Here is a 16,431-nt window from a genome sequence, read left to right on the forward strand (position 1 = left end):
AGGGCCCCTTCTTCCGCGCGGTGTGGATGGGCGACGATGTCGTTCCGGCTTGCTATGGTGTCGCCCGCCCGCACCCCCAGCGCCCGGGAGACCTCGTCGATGACCATCAACACCCACCTCACCGAATTCGCCGGCCGGCCGGTTGTTGTCTTCGATCCGTCGGAGGCCCTGCCGTCCGATCCCGGTGCGGTGGCCTGGCGGCTCACCGCCGACTACGACACGTCCGCCGGGGACTTCGCCGGCCTGGTCGAGCAGTTCCTCGGCAAGGTCGAGCCGGCCTCGGTCCAGGCGTTGATCATCGGCCAGTGGGGTTCCGCGTACGAGGAGGAGGCCCCGGTCGAGCTGCTGGTCGGACTCGCCGACCGGTTGACCGGGCTGCGGGCGCTCTTCCTCGGCGAGATGACCTTCGAGGAGTGCGAGATCTCCTGGATCCAGCAGGCGGACGTGACTCCGCTGCTGGTCGCGTACCCGGAGTTGGAAACCCTGCGGGTGCGCGGCGCGGACGGGCTGGTGGTCACACCGACCCGGCACGAGGCCCTGCGGGAGTTGGCGTTCGAGTCCGGTGGCCTGCCCGCGGCGGTGGTCCGGGCGGTCGGTGAGTGTGACCTGCCGGGGTTGACCCACCTGGAGCTGTGGCTCGGCACCGACAACTACGGCGGTGACGCCACCGTGGAGGACCTGGCCCCGATCCTGGCCGGGACCAGGCTGCCCGCGCTGACCTACCTCGGGTTGCGGGACGCCGAGATCGCCGACCCGGTGGCGGCGGCGCTGGCCGGTGCGCCGGTGGTGGCCCGGCTGCAGACCCTGGACCTGTCGCTGGGCATCCTCTCCGACACCGGTGCCGCGGCCCTGCTGGCCGGGCAGCCGCTGACCCACCTGCGTCGGCTCGACCTGCACCACCACTTCATCACCCCGGAACTGGCCGCCCGGCTGGTCGAGGAACTGCCCGGGGTCGAGGTCGACCTCACCGACGTCCAGGAGGCCGACAGCGACGGCGACCGGTACGTGGACGTGGCCGAATGATCGGGGGGCACCTGACCGAGTTCGGCGGCCTTCCGGTGCACGAGTTCGACCCGGACGCGCCGCTGCCCCCGGACCCCTCGGCGGTCGCCTGGCGGATCGAGGCATTCGAGGACGACGAGAACTGGGAGGAGATCCCCTCGCCGGCCTTCCAGCAGCGGTTCGAGGAGTTCCTCGACGCGGTCGACCCGAAGTCGGTCACCGCGCTGGTCCTCGGCGCGTGGGGGTACGCCGCGTTCAACGACCCGCCCTACGCCCAGCTCTGCGCCGCGGCCGACCGGTTGACCGGGCTGCGGGCGCTGTTCCTCGGCGACATGGTCAGCGAGGAGTGCGAGATCTCCTGGATCCGCCAGGGTGACCTGACGCCGGTCCTGGAGGCGTACCCGGCGCTGGAGGTGTTGCGGGTCCGGGGTTCCGGAACCCACGACTGCCTGCTCCGGCTCCGCCCGGTACGCCACGGGTCGCTGCGGGAGTTGGCGTTCGAGTCCGGTGGGCTCCCCGCCGAACTCGTCCGGGCGGTCGGCGAGTGCGACCTGCCCGCACTGACCCACCTGGAGCTGTGGCTCGGCACCGACAACTACGGCGGTGACGCCACCGTGGAGGACCTGGCCCCGATCCTGGCCGGGACCAGGCTGCCCGCGCTGACCTACCTCGGCCTGCGGGACGCCGAGATCGCCGACCAGGTCGCGGCGGCGCTCGCCGGTGCGCCGGTGGTGGCCAGGCTGCACACCCTGGACCTGTCGCTGGGCATGCTCGGCGACCGGGGCGCGGCGGCGCTGCTCGCCGGGCAGCCGCTGACCCACCTGCGCCGGCTCAACCTCAACCACCACTTCGTCACCGACGACCTGGCCGCCCGGCTGGTCGCCGAACTGCCCGCGGTGGACGTCGACCTGACCGAGGGCAACGACGCCGACGACGAGGACGAGTACTTCGTGGCCGTGGCGGAATGACCACCGGCGTACCGCTGCTGGTCGTCGGCAACCCGGACAACCGGCGGGTCGGGATGTTCCGGGCCGCCGCCGTACCCGCCTGGCCCGGTCCGGTGCGGACGCTGCCCTGGCGGGAGTTGGCCCGGGGCCCGGTCCGGCTGCCCGACCGGGCGGTGGTCCGGGTCGACTCGCCCGGCGAGGACCCGGAGGTCGACCGGCTCCTGCGGGGCGCCGACACACCCGCGGCACACGGCGAGATCGTCGGCGCCGCCGCCTGGTACGCGGGGCTGCGCGCCGGGCTGGACCGGCTCGCCACCGCCGCACGGGACGCCGGGGCGACCCTGCTCAACGATCCCGGCGACATCGCCGTCATGTTCGACAAACGCGCCTGCCACGCGCGGCTGACCGGGGCCGGGATACCGGTACCGGCCGCACTGCCGGCCGCACCCGCCGACTACGGCGACCTGCGCGCGATGATGCGTACCACCGGGTGGGCCCGGGTGTTCGTCAAGCCCGCGCACGGGTCGTCCGCGTCCGGCGTACTGGCCCTGGAGACCGCGTCGGGCCGGGTGCAGGCGACCACCTCGGTGGAACTCGCCGCCGACGGTCGGCTGTTCAACTCGCTGCGGGTGCGCCGCTACCGCACCGAACGGGAGGTGGCCGCGATCGTCGACCGGCTCGCACCGGACGGGCTGCACGTCGAGCGGTGGTTTCCCAAGGCCGGGCTGGGCGGGCGGACGGTCGACCTGCGGGTCCTGGTGGTCGCCGGGGAGCCGGGACACGTGGTGGTCCGGTCCAGCCGAGGGCCACTGACCAACCTGCACCTGGGCAACAACCGCGGCGACCTGGCCGAGGTCCGCGCGGCGATGGGAGAACCGGCGTACGCGGCCGCGCTGGACACCTGCGTACGCGCCGCCGCCTGCTTTCCCCGCAGCCTGCACGCCGGGGTCGACCTGATGATCGGCACCGACTGGCGGCGGCATATGGTGGCCGAGGTGAACGCGTTCGGCGACCTCCTGCCCAACCTGGTCGACCACGCGGGCAGGGACGGTTACGCCGCCCAACTGCACGCGCTGCACAGCGGCCGGTTCGACCGGTGGACCGCGCGCGATCGGACGCCGGAGCGGGCGGTGGCGATGGCCGCCGGCCGGAGGGGGTGGGTCGGATGAGGGACCTGATCGGCAGCCACGACCTGCTGTTCGTCACCCTGGACACGCTGCGCTACGACGTGGCCGCCGAACTCGCCGAGACCGGGCGGACCCCGAACCTGGCCCGTGCGCTGCCCGGCGGATGGGAACGTCGGCACAGCCCGGCAAGCTTCACCTACGCCGCACACCAGGCGTTCTTCGCCGGCTTCCTGCCGACCCCGACCACACCGGGACCGCACCCCCGGCTGTTCGCGGCGGCCTTCCCCGGCAGTGAGAGCACCGGCGACGAGACCTGGGTCTTCGACGCTCCGGACGTGGTGACCGGGCTCGCCGCCGCCGGCTACCACACCGTCTGCGTCGGCGGGGTCGGCTTCTTCAACCGCAAACCACCGCTCGGCGCGGTGCTGCCGGGACTCTTCGCCGAGTCGCACTGGGAACCCGAGTTCGGGGTCGCCGCACCGGGTTGCTTCGAGGCGCAACTCGACCGGATCGCGACCGTCGTACCGACCGTCCCGGACGAGCAGCCGCTGTTCCTGTTCGTCAACGTGGCCGCGATGCACCAGCCGAACCGGCACTACCTGCCCGGCGCCGAACGGGACAACCGGGACAGCCACGCCGCCGCCCTGGAGTACGTCGACCGGCACATCGGCCGGCTCTTCGCCCTGGCCAGCTCCCGTGACCGGAACTGCCTGGTGGTGCTCTGCGCCGACCACGGCACCGCGTACGGCGAGGACGGCCACAGTGGACACCGGCTCGGCCACGAGGTGGTGTGGACGGTGCCGTACGGGCAGTTCGTGCTGGAGCCGGGCGCCTGGGGCAAACCGGGGGACTGGGAGTGAACGAGGTGGACGGGCTCGACGGGTCGCCGTACCAGGGCTACCTGTACGCGTACCCGCACAAGACCGCGTACCGCCCACTGCGGCCCCGGCCGGCGCTGCGTGACGTCTGGGCCGGTGAGCCCGTCGACGCCCTCTTCCTCTACCTGCATCTGCCGTTCTGCGAGATGCGGTGCGGCTTCTGCAACCTGTTCACCCGCGCCAATCCCCCGGCCGAGCAGGTGCGCGGCTACCTCGACCAGTTGGCCCGGCAGGCCGACCGCGTACGCGACGCGCTCGGCGCCGACGCCGACTTCGCCCGGGTGGCGATCGGCGGGGGCACCCCGACGTACCTGACCGCGGCCGAGCTGACCGAGATGTTCGACGTACTGGCCGGGTTCGGTGCCCGGCTCGGTGCGGTGCCGATGGCGGTCGAGACGTCTCCGGCGACCGCCACCCCGGACCGGATCGCCGTGCTCGCCGAGCGGGGCACCACCCGGATCAGCATCGGGGTACAGAGCTTCCTGGACACCGAGGCGCACGCCGCCGGCCGCCCCCAGCGGCGGGAGGAGGTGGAGCGGGCCCTTGCCACCATCCGGGGGCACCGGACGGTGGAGCTGAACCTCGACCTGATCTACGGGATACCGGGGCAGACGGCCCGTACCTGGGCACAGTCGCTGACCGCCGCGCTGGACTGGCGACCGGAGGAGATCTTCCTCTACCCGCTCTACGTACGTCCCCTGACCGGGTTGGGCCGGCGCGGCACCACGACCGAGGTCGCCCCGCTCGACGGCGCGCCCGGCAGCCGCGACGAAAGCTGGGACAACCAGCGGCTCGACCTCTTCCGGCAGGGACGGGACACGCTCAGGGCGGCCGGCTACCGGCAGCTCTCGCTGCGCCACTTCCGCCGGGCCGACCTGCCCGCTGACGACGGGAGCGGTGGCGCCGGGAGCGGCGGCGACCGGCCCGACTACTGCTGCCAGGACGACGGGATGGTGGGGCTCGGTTGCGGTGCCCGGTCGTACACCACCGACCTGCACTACTCCTTCGACTACGCGGTCGGGATCGGCCAGGTCCGGGCCATCATCGACGACTACCTGCGCCGCCCGGCCAGCGACTTCGAGGTGGCCGAGGTGGGTTTCCGGCTCGACGGGGTGGAGCAGCGGCGGCGGTGGCTGGTGAAGTCGTTGCTCCGGGCCGAGGGGTTCGCGCCGACGGCGTACCGGGAGCGGTTCGGCACCGCGGTCGGTGACGACTTCCCCCAGCTCGCCCGGCTCGGTGACCGGGGTTGGCTCAGCGGCGACCCGGGCGGCACCGAGCGGCTCGCGCTGACGGACGCCGGGCTGGAACGGGCCGACGCGATCGGCCCGTGGCTGGTCTCCGGCCCGGTACGCACCGCGATGGCGGAGTACGCACTGCGGTGAACCTCTCCATTCTCTACCGTGGACCGCTCGCGAGCTGCAACTACGACTGCGCGTACTGCCCGTTCGCGAAGCGCCGGGACAGCCCGGCGCAGTTGCGCGCGGACCGGGAGGCGCTGCGCCGGTTCGTCGACTGGGTGCGGCGAAACCCGGACGGCGACCGGATCTCGGTGCTCTTCACCCCGTGGGGCGAGGGCCTGACCCGGTCCTGGTACCGCGACGCCCTGGTCGAACTGTCCAAACTGGACCACGTGGACCGGGTCGCGATCCAGACCAACCTCGCCGGCCGGGTGGAGTGGCTGGCCGACGCGGATCGGCGGACGGCCGCGCTCTGGGCGACCTACCACCCCGACCAGGTACGCCGGGAGACCTTCCTGGGCCGCTGCGAGCGGCTACGGGAGCTGGGCGTGCGCTACTCGGTCGGGGTGGTCGGGCTCCCGGACCACCTGGACGAGGCACGGGCGCTGCGCGCGGCCCTGCCCGACGAGGTGTACCTCTGGGTCAACGCCGCCGACGGGTGGCAGTACACCGGGGCGGAGGAGGCCGACTGGACGGCGATCGACCCGCTCTTCGGCTACAGCGTCCGGCCGCATCCGTCGGCCGGTGCGGCCTGCCGGGCCGGCGAGAGCGTCATCTCCGTACGCGGGGACGGCGAGGTCCGGCGCTGCCACTTCGTGGACACCCCGCTGGGCAACCTCTACGACGGCTCGTACCGCTCCGGGCTGGGCCCGCACCCGTGCCCGAACGCGGCCTGCGACTGCCACATCGGTTACGTCCACCTGAAGACCCTGCCGCTGTACGAGGTGTTCGCCGGCGGGGTGCTGGAGCGGATTCCGGCACCGGGGCCGGCCGGTGCCCGGTGGGGCGTACCGGCCGGCGCCCTGCGCTGAGTCGCGTACGCGAGCGCTGTCGCTCAGGTCTGTACCAGCGGGGCGTACTCCTCCTCGGTCAGACCGAACGTCCAGGCCACCCCACCCCGAGCGGTACGCGTCTGCGGCGGCACCCGCAGCCAGTAGGTGCGCCGGGTGCCGTCCGGCTCCGGGGTCGAGTTGACCACCTCGACCATCACCAACGGCTCGTCCTGCGGCAGCTCGATCCGCCACAGCACACCGCACTCGTCCCGGTGGATCGCCCTCGCGTTGCTGTCGCGCAGGTAGCGGTCGTAGCCGAAGTGCTCCAGCATCACCCGCCGGACCTCGGCGTTGGACTCCGCGCGGATCCGCTCGACGTTGAGTCGGGGCAGCTCCTCGGCGACCTCGGCCGGGATCGGCATCCCGCGCCAGACGTGCAGCCCGAAACCGTCCGGGTAGAGCAGCGCCGGACCGTCGCCGTGGTGCAGCCGGCCGAGATTGTCCCGCTCGACCCGGACCGGCCGCTCGGTCAGGATCACCACCCGCTCGTACGGCCACCACCAGCCGGCCGCCCCGGCGACCCCGGCCAGCCCGGTCAGGCCGGGGGTGTCGTCGAACGCGCTCAGCCAGGCCGCGTCGTGCTGGCCGAACACCACGTCGAGCAGTGCCGCCCGGGTCCGGCGGGCGAACCCGTCCGGCACGCCGTCGGTCAGCTCGTCGGTGAGCCGGGTGCGCAGCGGGGTGACCACCCGGTCGGTGAGCAGGTGCCAGGTACGCTGCCCGCCGGCCGCCCAGTGCGTCGCCCAGCCGGTGGCCCCGAGCCGGGTCACCGCGTCGGCACGAGCCGCCGCCCACGGGGCCGTACGCACCCGGGCCCGGACCGAGCGACCAGCGGCACCGGCGCGTGGCTCGAATCCCTGTGCCCGCAGGTCGGTCATCACCTGGGCCAGTGCCCGGCCGACCGGGGTGTCACCGGCGATGGCCGATGCATCCTCGACGGGGTCGACGGTCGTGGGGGAGGGCCCGCCGGGCCCGGCGGCCCCGAACCCGCCGGGTCCGGCGGTGCCGGAGGAGGAATCGGACAGGAGTGCCGCCGCGAGCGCCCCGGCGTACGGGGACCCGAGCCAGAGCACGGTTTCGGGGGCGGCGAGGCCGGCGGCGGCGTACGCCTCCCGGACGGCGGCCTCCGCGGCCGGTCGGTCCGCTGGCCCAGTGGCCAGTCCCCGGGCCAGCCACTCGTCGGCGGTACGGGCCAGCAGGGCGGCGGCGGTCTCGTCGAGCAGAGTGGTGGTCATCAGTCGGCCACCGGTCGCCACGTGCCGGGCAGGTATTCCCGCTGGCGGACCACCCGGTAGGCCCCCGAGGGCAGTGGGATCGGACCGTGCTCCTCGTGCCCGAGCCGGCCGTAGCCCTCGATCAGCAGGATCGTCGGCTCGGTCTGGTCCGGCAGGGTCCAGAGGCTGACGCCCGCACCGGTGACCACGTGGGCGTGCCCGGTGGCCTCACCACGGGCCAGCACCAACCGCCCCCGCGCGTCCCGGCCGGCGGGAACCAGCCCGGCCGGCACCGTGGCGGGGTCGATCGGATGGACGAGGACGTCGCCCTGTCGGTACATGCGTCGGCTCCCTCAGGTCGCGTGTGGACGACGAGAGGCTAGCGGTGCGGTACGACAGAACACCCCGGCTTCGGGCACTGAGCCGGACCCCGGCTCAGGCCCGAGAAGGTCCCGGTTCAGGCCGGAGAGGTTCTCCGCCTCAGACCGGCGAACATTCTCGGTTCAGGCCGGAGAACGCCCTGGTTCAGGCAGGTACGTCGGTGAAGTGCTCGACCAGCGGCGGTGCGGCGAAAAACGGGCCGATGAGCCCGCGCCAGGTGGTGAACCGTTCGGTGCCACGGAAGTTCTCCTCGTGCGCCGCGACCGAGTCCCACTCGACCAGCAGCACGAACCGGGAGGGCGACTCGACACCCCGGGTCATCCGTACCGACCGGAGGCCGGGCGTGCTGGCGAGGACCTTGTGGCCCTCGGCGTACGCCGCCGCGAACTCGTCCTCGCGCCCCGGAACAACCTCAATCAGCGCAACCTCAAGCACCATCCCCCCACCCTCCCACGCCCCCTCCCCCCACCCCCTCCCACCCCCACCCTCCCACCCCCTCCCACCCCCCACCCTCCCACCCCCCGCCCCACCCTCCCACCCCCCACCCCACCCGTCGATCTTGCAGTTGTGGTGCCTGGATTTGGGTGCCTTGTTGGCGTATGTCAACCGCCACAACTGCAAGATCGACGGGCCAGGGCGGGTGGGGCGGCGCGGGGTGGGTGGGGTGGGGAGGGGTGGCGCCTAGCCTCCTAGGATGGGTTAGGGGGTGTGGGGTGAGGGTGGGGAAGAACGCATCGGTCCGAGGTGTCTGAACGGTCCGGGATGGGGGATGATGGCGGCAAGGAGGGGAGTATTCCCCTGCGGCGGCGTCGTCAACACGGTCTACCTCCGGCTGGCCCGGTGGTCGACCCGGCCCGTCGGTCAGCGGCAGCCGGAGCGGTGCTCCGGGCGCCGGTGGCGGAAGAGACCTCCGACAGTCACCACATTCGGCACCACCAGCCACGGCACGCCCCCACGGGTGTGCCGTTTCGGGTGTGCCGAGTGTCTGCCGGAGGAATGATTTGAACGTGTCCACCTGGGTGTGGGTCGTAACGCTGGTCGCGCTGGGCGCGGTACTGACCGTTGATCTCCTGATCATCGGGCGGCGACCGCACGAGCCGAGTATCCGCGAGTCCAGTCTCTGGGTCGGCTTCTACGTCGCGCTCGCCCTGCTCTTCGGGGTCGGACTCTGGCTGACCACGGATCTGTCCACGGCGGGTGAGTTCTACACCGGCTGGCTGACCGAGTACAGCCTCTCGGTCGACAACCTCTTCGTCTTCGTGATCATCATGGGCCGCTTCGCGGTGCCCCGGGAGTACCAGCAGAAGGTGCTGCTGATCGGCATCGTCCTGGCGCTGGTGATGCGCGGCGGTTTCATCGCGGCCGGTGCCGCGCTGATCTCCCAGTTCTCCTGGGTCTTCTACATCTTCGGCGCGTTCCTGGTCTACACCGCGATCAACTTCTTCCGGCAGGGTGAGCCGGAGGAGGAGGACTTCAAGGAGAACCTGCTGATCCGGTGGAGCCGACGGGCGCTGCCGATCTCGAAGGACTTCGCCGGTGGCCGGCTGACCGTACGGGAGAACGGCAGGCGCATGTTCACCCCGCTGCTGGTCGTGATGATCGCGATCGGCACCACGGATCTGATCTTCGCCCTCGACTCCATCCCGGCGATCTTCGGGATCACCCAGAACGCGTACCTGGTCTTCACCGCCAACGTGTTCGCGCTGATGGGGTTGCGCCAGCTCTACTTCCTGCTCGGCGGGCTGCTCGACCGGCTGGTCTACCTCAACATCGGCCTCGCGGTGGTGCTCGGCTTCATCGGGGTCAAGCTTGTCCTGGAGGCACTGGCCGACAACAACCTCCCGTTCATCAACGGCGGGGAGCACGTGGGTTGGGCGCCGCACGTACCGATCTGGCTCTCGCTGGTGGTCATCCTCGGCACGCTGGGCGTCGCCACCGTGGCCAGCCTGCTCAAATCGGCCAGCGACCGGCGCAAGGAGCTCGCTGCCGCGGGTCGCTGACCGGACGGGCGAACCGGGTCAGTCGGCGCAGGTGCGGACCCGGTGCACCCCGACCAGGGTGGCCCGCCGGTCCTCGGTGAGGGACTCCTCGAGGACCCGCCGCTGGGTGTACGAGGCGTGCAGCATGCGCCGGTTGTCGTCGCCGTAGCCCGGCTCGGCGGTGACGATGCCGATGTGGTGGATGTTGCGGCCGGGGCGGGCGAAGAAGTAGAGGTCGCCGGGGCGTTCGGCGCCCAGTGGCAGGGGTGTGGTGGCGTTCGCCTGGTCGTCGGCGTCGCGGGGTAGCCGTACGCCGAACCGGCGCCAGGCCAGGTGCACCAGCCCGGAGCAGTCGATCCCGTACGCGGACACCCCGCCCCACAGGTAGATGACGTCGAGCAGGCGGTTCGCCACCGCGAGCACCTCGACCGCGTTCGGCGGGCGGTTCGGGACCGGGGCGAGATGGTCGGTCGGCAGCCAGAGCGGGTCGTGGTGGCCGGGGGCGTACACCGGGCTCCACCCGTGGCGGGCCGGACCGGCCGGGGTCAGCCGGGTTCCGAGGATCACGCCGGGCAGCACCGGGTCACCGTCCGGCGCGGTGAACAGCGCGGTGACCGTGGCGTCGACCACGACCTGTGCCACCCCGGCCGGACCGGTGGTGGCGGGGGAGAGCTGTTCCACCGGCAGCCAGCCGGGATAACCGCGCGGGTCGAGCTTGGCTGCGGGTTGTTCGGTCGCGATCAGGCGGGCCCACCCGTCCGGTCGGATCTCCTCGATCAGCACCCGTTCGCCGAGCAGCAACTGACTGAGCACGCAGTCGCCGACCTGCTGGTCCGCGGTCATCGCGGAGATCCAGGCGGGGATGTCGGTGGTCCGCGGGGCGAGGGCCGGCTCGTCCACCGGCCGGACCGCCTCGGGCCCGGCCCAGAGGGTCGCGACGGCCACCCGGACCACCGCCTCCTGACCGGCCCGTAACGTCATCCCGGACCGTGCTGCCGTGCCGACCTGCGGCGCCGTGCCGACCTGCGATGCCGTGCCGACCTGCGATGCCGTGCCGGATCGCGATGTCCTGGCGGCCTGCGTTGTTACTCCAGCCTGCGCCATCAGCGGGGACCCTTCTCCCGGTCTTCCCGGCCGACCCTACGGAAGAGCCGAACGAGCGGCAATAAGTCGTCTTGCCCAGTGGGGGCGTCAGCGCACGCCGTCGATGCCGAGGCCGGGCGCGTCGGGCAGGAGTACGCAGGCGTTCTCGTACCGGATCCCGCCCTGCACGGGTGAGGAGGCGAGCCACCAGGCGGCGTCCAGGTCGGAGACGGCGGTGGTGCCGTACGCGGCGACCAGGCTGGCGGCGGCGCCGACCCCGATCTGGCTCTCCATCATCGAGCCGACGATGGTCCCGATCCCGTGTGCGGCGGCGAGTTCGAGCAGCCCCCGGGCGGCGCCGAGGCCCCCGCACTTGGCGAGTTTCACGTTGACCATGTCGGCCGCCCGTCGCTGGATCACCGCGACCAGGTCGCGCAGCCCGAAGACCGTCTCGTCGGCGAGGACCGGCACGGTGACCCGGTCGCTGACCCAGGCGAGCCCGTCCAGGTCCCACCGGGACACCGGTTGCTCGACCAGTTCCACGTCCAGGCCGGCGTCCTCGACGCCCCGGATGATCCGGACGGCCTCCCTCGGCGTCCAGCCCTGGTTGGCGTCGAGCCGGATCCGGATGTCGGGTCCGGCGGCGGCCCGGACGGCCCGGACCCGGGCCAGGTCGCCGGCGGCGTCCGTACCCACCTTGATTTTCAGGACGGTGAAGCCGTCGGTCACCCGCCCGGTGGTGGCGGCGGAGAGGGCGCCGGCCTCGCCGGCGGCCAGGGTGACGTCGGTCGGCACCCGCAGGGTCGTGCCGCCGAGCAGCCGGACCAGGGGTACGCCGAGCCGGCGCGCGGCCAGGTCGTGCAGGGCGGTGTCGGTGGCGGCGCGGGCGGCCTCGTTGCCGGCGACGGCCCGGTGCACCTCGGCGCACCGGGCGACCAGGTCGTCGGGGTCCCGACCGACCAGGAGCGGGGCGAGCAGCTCGGACACGCACGCCTCGGCGCCGGCGATCGAGGAGCCGGTCACCTGCCATACCTGGGGTGCCTCGCCGAAGCCGGACCGGCCGTCGGTGTCGACGATCTCCACCACCAGCGTCTCGACGGTGGTCGCCCGGCGCAGCGCGGTGACGAACGGGGTGTGCAGCGGGGCGGTGAGCCGGTGGGTGCGGACCGAGGCGATGGCCATGTCCGGCACCCTATCGGCCGGCGATCTTCAGCTCGGTGGTGTCGGCACCGGGGCGAGGTCCCGACGGGTGGCCCAGACCGTCGCGGAGACCCGGGCGATCAGCCGCCGGGCAGCCGCGTCCGGGTCGCCACCGTCCGGGTGGTCGCTGGTGCAGACCACCACCGTGTACGGGGGCGCGTCGTTGGGGAAGACCACCCCGGCGGCGTGCCGTACGCCGTGTACCCAGCCGTTCTTGTGTGCGACCCGGGTGCCGTCCGGTAGTCCGGCGGCGAGGTCCTCCCGGTGTTCCTGGTCGAGCAGGACCCGGAGCATCGTGGTGCAGGCCGCCGTGCTCGCCAGTGGGCCGGGCGCCTCGGTGCCGAGGACGATGGTGCCGAGCAGGGCGGCCAGGTCGGCGGCGGTGACCGGGTTGTCGATGCCGGCTTCGCGGGCGGCGAAGTCCTCGATGCCCCGCCCGGTGTGGCTGTCCCGGGCGCCGGCCAGGGCCCAGACGGCGGCGACGGCGGGCAGGCCGACGTGTCCGAGGACGAGGTTGGTGGCCAGGTTGCTGGATCGGACGATCATGCGTTCGGCCAGCCAGCGGAGCGGGGCCCGGCCGCCGACCCGGGCCCAGACGGCCGGGTCGTTGTCGTAGCTCGGGCTGCACCGGAAGCGGGGTGCGCCTGGTTTGGCGGAGTCGAACCCGTTCTCGACCGGGACCGGGGCGTCGGGGTCGAGGGCGCCGGTGTCGGCGGCCCGGTAGAGGGCACCGAGTACGGCGACCTTCATTGTGCTGGCCGCGTAGTGGGTCTGCTGCGGCAGCCGGGTGTACGCGGGCGCGGCGTCGAGCCGGCCCGCGTACACCGAGACCGTGCCGGCCGTGTCGGCCAGCTCACGGTCGAGCCTGTCCCAGTTCATGCCGCCGACCGTAGCCGATCGGCGGATCTTCCGTGGTGCGGTGCGGATTGGGTCAGCCGGCGTGCTTGCGGCGCGCCGTGGCCCGGCCCCGGGCGTTCTGGTCGAGGACGACCTTGCGCAGCCGGATTGCCGCCGGGGTCACCTCGACGCACTCGTCCTCGCGACAGAACTCGAGGGCCTGCTCCAGCGTCAGCTTGCGCGGCGGGATCAGCTTCTCCGTCTCGTCGCTGCTGGAGGCGCGCATGTTGGTGAGCTTCTTTTCCTTGGTGATGTTGACGTCCATGTCGTCGGCGCGGGAGTTCTCACCGACCAGCATGCCCTCGTAGACCTCGCTGGTGGGTTCGACGAACAGGGTCCCGCGTTCCTGCAGGTTCATCATCGCGAACGGGGTGACCACGCCGGACCGGTCGGCGACCAGGGAGCCGTTGTTGCGGGTACGCAGCTCTCCGAACCACGGCTCGTAGGACTCGAAGACGTGGTGCAGGATGCCGGTGCCCCGGGTGTCGGTGAGGAACTCGGTCCGGAAGCCGATCAGGCCTCGGGCCGGGACCAGCCACTCCATCCGGATCCATCCGGTGCCGTGGTTGACCAGCTGTTCCATCCGCCCCTTGCGGGTGGCGAGAAGCTGGGTGATCGCCCCGAGGTACTCCTCCGGGGAGTCGATGGTCAGCCGCTCGACCGGCTCGCAGGTCTTGCCGTCGATCTCCTTGGTGACGACCTGCGGCTTGCCGACGGTCAGCTCGTACTGCTCGCGGCGCATCTGCTCGACCAGGATGGCCAGCGCCAGTTCGCCCCGGCCCTGCACCTCCCAGGCGTCCGGCCGTTCGGTCGGCAGGACCCGCAGCGAGACGTTGCCGATCAGTTCCTTGTCCAGCCGGTCCTTGACCATCCGGGCGGTGACCTTGGCGCCCTTGACCCGGCCGACCAGCGGCGAGGTGTTGGTGCCGATGGTCATCGAGATGGCCGGCTCGTCGACGGTGATCAGCGGCAGCGGTCGGGGGTCTTCCAGGTTCGCGAGCGTCTCGCCGATCATGATGTTGGGGATGCCGGCGACGGCGATGATGTCGCCCGGCCCGGCGGAGTCGGCGGGCTTGCGCTCCAGGCCGTCGGTCATCAGCATCTCGGAGATCCGGACCCGCTCGGTGGTCCCGTCGGTACGGCACCAGGCGACCGTCTCGCCCTTGCGGATGGTGCCCTCGCGGACCCGGCACAGGGCGAGCCGGCCGAGGAACGGCGAGGCGTCGAGGTTGGTGACGTGCGCCTGCATCGGGGCGCCCTCGGTGTACGAGGGCGGCGGGATGGTGGTCAGCAGGGTGCGGAACAGGGGTTCCAGGGAGGTGCTGTCGCCGGGCACGGTGGCGTCGGCGGGCTGGGTCAGCGAGGCGATGCCGTCGCGGGCGCAGGCGTAGATGATCGGGAAGTCGATCTGCTCCTCGTCGGCGTCCAGGTCGAGGAAGAGCTCGTAGGTGTCGTCGAGCACCTCCTTGATCCGGGCGTCCGACCGGTCCACCTTGTTGATCACGAGGATGATCGGCATCCGGGCCTTGAGGGCCTTGCGGAGCACGAACCGGGTCTGCGGCAGCGGGCCTTCGCTCGCGTCGACCAGCAGGATCACGCCGTCGACCATGGTCAGACCGCGTTCGACCTCGCCGCCGAAGTCGGCGTGGCCGGGGGTGTCGATGATGTTGATCACGACCGGGTCGCCGCCGTCCGCCGGCACGTAGCGCACGGCGGTGTTCTTGGCGAGAATGGTGATGCCCTTTTCCCGCTCGAGGTCCATCGAGTCCATCACCCGGTCGGCCATCTCGGCCCGGGCGCTGAACGCCCCGGACTGCCGCAACATGGCGTCGACCAGGGTTGTCTTGCCGTGGTCAACGTGAGCGATAATGGCGACGTTGCGTAGGTCGGCGCGGGTCTGCATGTCACTATCCTCCCTCCTCCTCCGGCGCGGTTGCGTCGGGGTCACCCCTGGGGTGGTCGGGATCTCCCTCAAACCGCTGTCATGGGGTTGTTCCGGGCTGGCATGCTGGCCGGCGTGGTCCGGGGGTGGATATGCATACGGTGGTGACGCTGCTTGAGCAGTTGCCGCCGCTGCTTGTCTACCTGGTGGCCGCGGCGCTGGTCGGGGGCGAGACCGGGCTGTTGGTGCTGGGGCTGTTGGTGCCCAGTGAGGCGACCCTGCTGCTGGTCGGGTTCCTCGCCTACACCGGGACGCTGGATCTCGGCACCGCGCTGGTCGTGATGATCTCGTCGGCGCTGGTCGGGGACTCGGTGGCGTTCCGCAGCGGCCGTCGGCACGGGCCGCGGATCCGGGCCAGCAAGTGGGGGCAGCGGATCGGTGCGCGCCGGTGGGCGAAGGCCGACGAGATGCTGGACCGGCTCGGCGGACGCGCGGTCCTGGCGGCCCGGTGGATCGCGTACGCGCGGACGCTGGTGCCCCGGCTCGCGGGCAACGCCGGGATGCCCTACCGGCGGTTCGCCCCGTGGAACCTGGCCGGGGTGGTGAGCTGGGTCGGCGGCTCGGTGGTGGTCGGCTACCTGGCCGGGGAGTCGTACGAGACCGTCTCCAGTTATCTCGGCAAGGCGACCGGGGCGGTCCTGGTGCTGCTGGTCGCGGTGCTGGTGATCGTGCTGGGCGGGCGGTGGCTGGGCCGCAACCCCGATCCGGTACGCGCGCTGCTGGGCCGGGCCCGCGCGTTGCCGCCGGTGCGTTGGCTCGCCGGCCGCTACGGGGTGCTGTTCTTCCTGCTCGCGATGCACATCGGTCCCGGCTGGACCCTGTTGATCAACCTGCTGGCCGGGCTCGGGCTGCTGTTCGCCATCGGTCTGGGGCTGGCGTACCTGGTCGATGTGGTGGTCCACCAGAGCGGCCTGTACGTGGTGGACCACGCGATCGCCCAGTGGTTCGCCGAACAGCGTGCCAGCGGTACGGCCGACGCGGCGATCACCGTACTCAACGTGTTCCGCGGGTCGTTCCTGATCATCGCGGTGGCCCTGGTCGCGGTGCTGGTCGGTTGGCGGTCCCGGCCGTGGCAGGCCGACCTGGTGAGCGTGGTCGGCACGGTCGGGGCGTCCCTGCCGTTGGTGCTGCTGGCCCTGGTCGCGGACCTGACCCAACCGGGTCAGCGCACGCCCGAGGAGGCGGGTGCGGGGGTGGCGGCGTTCCCGAACCAGAACGCGATCGTCACCGCCAGCCTGTGCACGCTGGCCTGGTTGCTGGCCCGGCAGAACCGGTGGCCGTTCGCGGTGGCCGCGTGGACGGGTGCGGCGGTCGGGGTGCTCATGGTCGGGGCGGCGCGGCTCTACGTCGGTTGGAGTTCGGCCAGCGAGACGGTCACCTCGATCCTGCTCGGGGTGCTCTGGACGGCGGTGTTCATGGTCGCCTGGGCCACCCGGGACCGGGCCGTACGCGGCGCCGCGCCACCGGAGCCTCAACCGATCGGTTCGTGAT

Annotated in this window: 15 protein-coding genes; 8 read left to right on the forward strand and 7 right to left on the reverse strand. The window is 72.2% G+C overall.

The genetic code is table 11. The features are described from left to right. The first annotated feature begins 99 nt into the window (after positions 1-99). The 6 genes from OIE47_RS24675 to OIE47_RS24700 are packed head-to-tail and all read left to right on the forward strand — an operon-like array spanning position 100 to position 6,223. A complete protein-coding gene (locus tag OIE47_RS24675; RefSeq protein ID WP_326556896.1) occupies positions 100-1,023 on the forward strand; it encodes an STM4015 family protein in 924 nt (307 codons plus the stop codon). After that, a complete protein-coding gene (locus OIE47_RS24680; RefSeq protein WP_326556897.1) occupies positions 1,020-1,970 on the forward strand; it encodes an STM4015 family protein in 951 nt (316 codons plus the stop codon). The genes OIE47_RS24675 and OIE47_RS24680 overlap by 4 nt, the downstream gene beginning before the upstream one ends. Beyond that, complete coding sequence (locus OIE47_RS24685; protein ID WP_326556898.1) at positions 1,967-3,118, forward strand: STM4014 family protein; 1,152 nt, start codon at positions 1,967-1,969, stop codon at positions 3,116-3,118. The genes OIE47_RS24680 and OIE47_RS24685 overlap by 4 nt, the downstream gene beginning before the upstream one ends. Beyond that, positions 3,115-3,936, forward strand: coding sequence for an STM4013/SEN3800 family hydrolase (locus tag OIE47_RS24690; RefSeq protein ID WP_326556899.1), 822 nt, complete (start codon positions 3,115-3,117; stop codon positions 3,934-3,936). The genes OIE47_RS24685 and OIE47_RS24690 overlap by 4 nt, the downstream gene beginning before the upstream one ends. After that, positions 3,933-5,336, forward strand: coding sequence for an STM4012 family radical SAM protein (locus tag OIE47_RS24695; RefSeq protein WP_326556900.1), 1,404 nt, complete (start codon positions 3,933-3,935; stop codon positions 5,334-5,336). The genes OIE47_RS24690 and OIE47_RS24695 overlap by 4 nt, the downstream gene beginning before the upstream one ends. Beyond that, on the forward strand, positions 5,333-6,223 hold the full coding sequence (locus tag OIE47_RS24700) for an STM4011 family radical SAM protein (RefSeq protein WP_326556901.1): 891 nt from the start codon (positions 5,333-5,335) through the stop codon (positions 6,221-6,223). The genes OIE47_RS24695 and OIE47_RS24700 overlap by 4 nt, the downstream gene beginning before the upstream one ends. A gap of 23 nt (positions 6,224-6,246) precedes the next feature. Here OIE47_RS24700 and OIE47_RS24705 read toward each other — a convergent pair whose 3' ends face one another. From OIE47_RS24705 to OIE47_RS24715, 3 genes are all read right to left on the reverse strand, one after another. Next, the gene (locus tag OIE47_RS24705; RefSeq protein WP_326556902.1) at positions 6,247-7,479 is read right to left on the reverse strand and encodes a DUF6745 domain-containing protein; all 1,233 of its coding nucleotides are present in this window, start codon (positions 7,477-7,479) and stop codon (positions 6,247-6,249) included. Next, entirely contained in the window at positions 7,479-7,799 is a 321-nt protein-coding gene (locus OIE47_RS24710) for a hypothetical protein (RefSeq protein ID WP_326556903.1), read from the reverse strand. Before OIE47_RS24710 ends, OIE47_RS24705 begins: the two co-directional genes overlap by 1 nt. A gap of 184 nt (positions 7,800-7,983) precedes the next feature. Then, positions 7,984-8,277, reverse strand: a complete 294-nt coding sequence (locus OIE47_RS24715) for an antibiotic biosynthesis monooxygenase family protein (protein ID WP_326556904.1) — start codon at positions 8,275-8,277, stop codon at positions 7,984-7,986. A 563-nt stretch (positions 8,278-8,840) separates the two neighbouring features. Between OIE47_RS24715 and OIE47_RS24720 the strand changes: the two genes are divergently transcribed. Continuing rightward, positions 8,841-9,839 carry a TerC family protein gene (locus OIE47_RS24720; protein WP_326556905.1) on the forward strand — a complete coding sequence of 333 codons (999 nt, stop codon included), beginning with the start codon at positions 8,841-8,843 and terminating at the stop codon, positions 9,837-9,839. 18 nt (positions 9,840-9,857) lie between these two features. Here the strand turns inward: OIE47_RS24720 and OIE47_RS24725 are convergent, their stop codons facing one another. From OIE47_RS24725 to typA, 4 genes are all read right to left on the reverse strand, one after another. Further along, positions 9,858-10,799: a C40 family peptidase gene (locus OIE47_RS24725; protein WP_326556906.1), complete on the reverse strand. Its 942-nt coding sequence runs from the start codon at positions 10,797-10,799 to the stop codon at positions 9,858-9,860. Between the two features lie 210 nt (positions 10,800-11,009). Beyond that, positions 11,010-12,083: a mandelate racemase/muconate lactonizing enzyme family protein gene (locus OIE47_RS24730; protein WP_326556907.1), complete on the reverse strand. Its 1,074-nt coding sequence runs from the start codon at positions 12,081-12,083 to the stop codon at positions 11,010-11,012. Between the two features lie 27 nt (positions 12,084-12,110). Beyond that, complete coding sequence (locus tag OIE47_RS24735; protein ID WP_326556908.1) at positions 12,111-12,980, reverse strand: serine hydrolase; 870 nt, start codon at positions 12,978-12,980, stop codon at positions 12,111-12,113. 52 nt (positions 12,981-13,032) lie between these two features. Beyond that, the gene (gene typA / locus OIE47_RS24740; RefSeq protein WP_326556909.1) at positions 13,033-14,901 is read right to left on the reverse strand and encodes a translational GTPase TypA; all 1,869 of its coding nucleotides are present in this window, start codon (positions 14,899-14,901) and stop codon (positions 13,033-13,035) included. 131 nt (positions 14,902-15,032) lie between these two features. On the opposite strand from typA, the gene OIE47_RS24745 reads away from it, so the two are divergent. Then, positions 15,033-16,430, forward strand: a complete 1,398-nt coding sequence (locus tag OIE47_RS24745) for a VTT domain-containing protein (protein ID WP_326563232.1) — start codon at positions 15,033-15,035, stop codon at positions 16,428-16,430. The last annotated feature ends 1 nt before the right edge of the window (position 16,431 follow it).

This window comes from Micromonospora sp. NBC_01796 (assembly GCF_035917455.1).
GTDB lineage: Bacteria > Actinomycetota > Actinomycetes > Mycobacteriales > Micromonosporaceae > Micromonospora_G.

Bases quoted from the DNA above. Each gene is read 5' to 3' on its own strand.
- OIE47_RS24675 (WP_326556896.1), top strand. From the start codon at position 100: ATGACCATCAACACCCACCTCACCGAATTCGCCGGCCGGCCGGTTGTT.
- OIE47_RS24725 (WP_326556906.1), bottom strand. From the start codon at position 10,799: ATGACGTTACGGGCCGGTCAGGAGGCGGTGGTCCGGGTGGCCGTCGCG.
- OIE47_RS24735 (WP_326556908.1), bottom strand. From the start codon at position 12,980: ATGAACTGGGACAGGCTCGACCGTGAGCTGGCCGACACGGCCGGCACG.
- OIE47_RS24715 (WP_326556904.1), bottom strand. From the start codon at position 8,277: ATGGTGCTTGAGGTTGCGCTGATTGAGGTTGTTCCGGGGCGCGAGGAC.
- OIE47_RS24705 (WP_326556902.1), bottom strand. From the start codon at position 7,479: ATGACCACCACTCTGCTCGACGAGACCGCCGCCGCCCTGCTGGCCCGT.
- typA (WP_326556909.1), bottom strand. From the start codon at position 14,901: ATGCAGACCCGCGCCGACCTACGCAACGTCGCCATTATCGCTCACGTT.
- OIE47_RS24690 (WP_326556899.1), top strand. From the start codon at position 3,115: ATGAGGGACCTGATCGGCAGCCACGACCTGCTGTTCGTCACCCTGGAC.
- OIE47_RS24710 (WP_326556903.1), bottom strand. From the start codon at position 7,799: ATGTACCGACAGGGCGACGTCCTCGTCCATCCGATCGACCCCGCCACG.
- OIE47_RS24745 (WP_326563232.1), top strand. From the start codon at position 15,033: ATGCATACGGTGGTGACGCTGCTTGAGCAGTTGCCGCCGCTGCTTGTC.
- OIE47_RS24680 (WP_326556897.1), top strand. From the start codon at position 1,020: ATGATCGGGGGGCACCTGACCGAGTTCGGCGGCCTTCCGGTGCACGAG.
- OIE47_RS24685 (WP_326556898.1), top strand. From the start codon at position 1,967: ATGACCACCGGCGTACCGCTGCTGGTCGTCGGCAACCCGGACAACCGG.
- OIE47_RS24730 (WP_326556907.1), bottom strand. From the start codon at position 12,083: ATGGCCATCGCCTCGGTCCGCACCCACCGGCTCACCGCCCCGCTGCAC.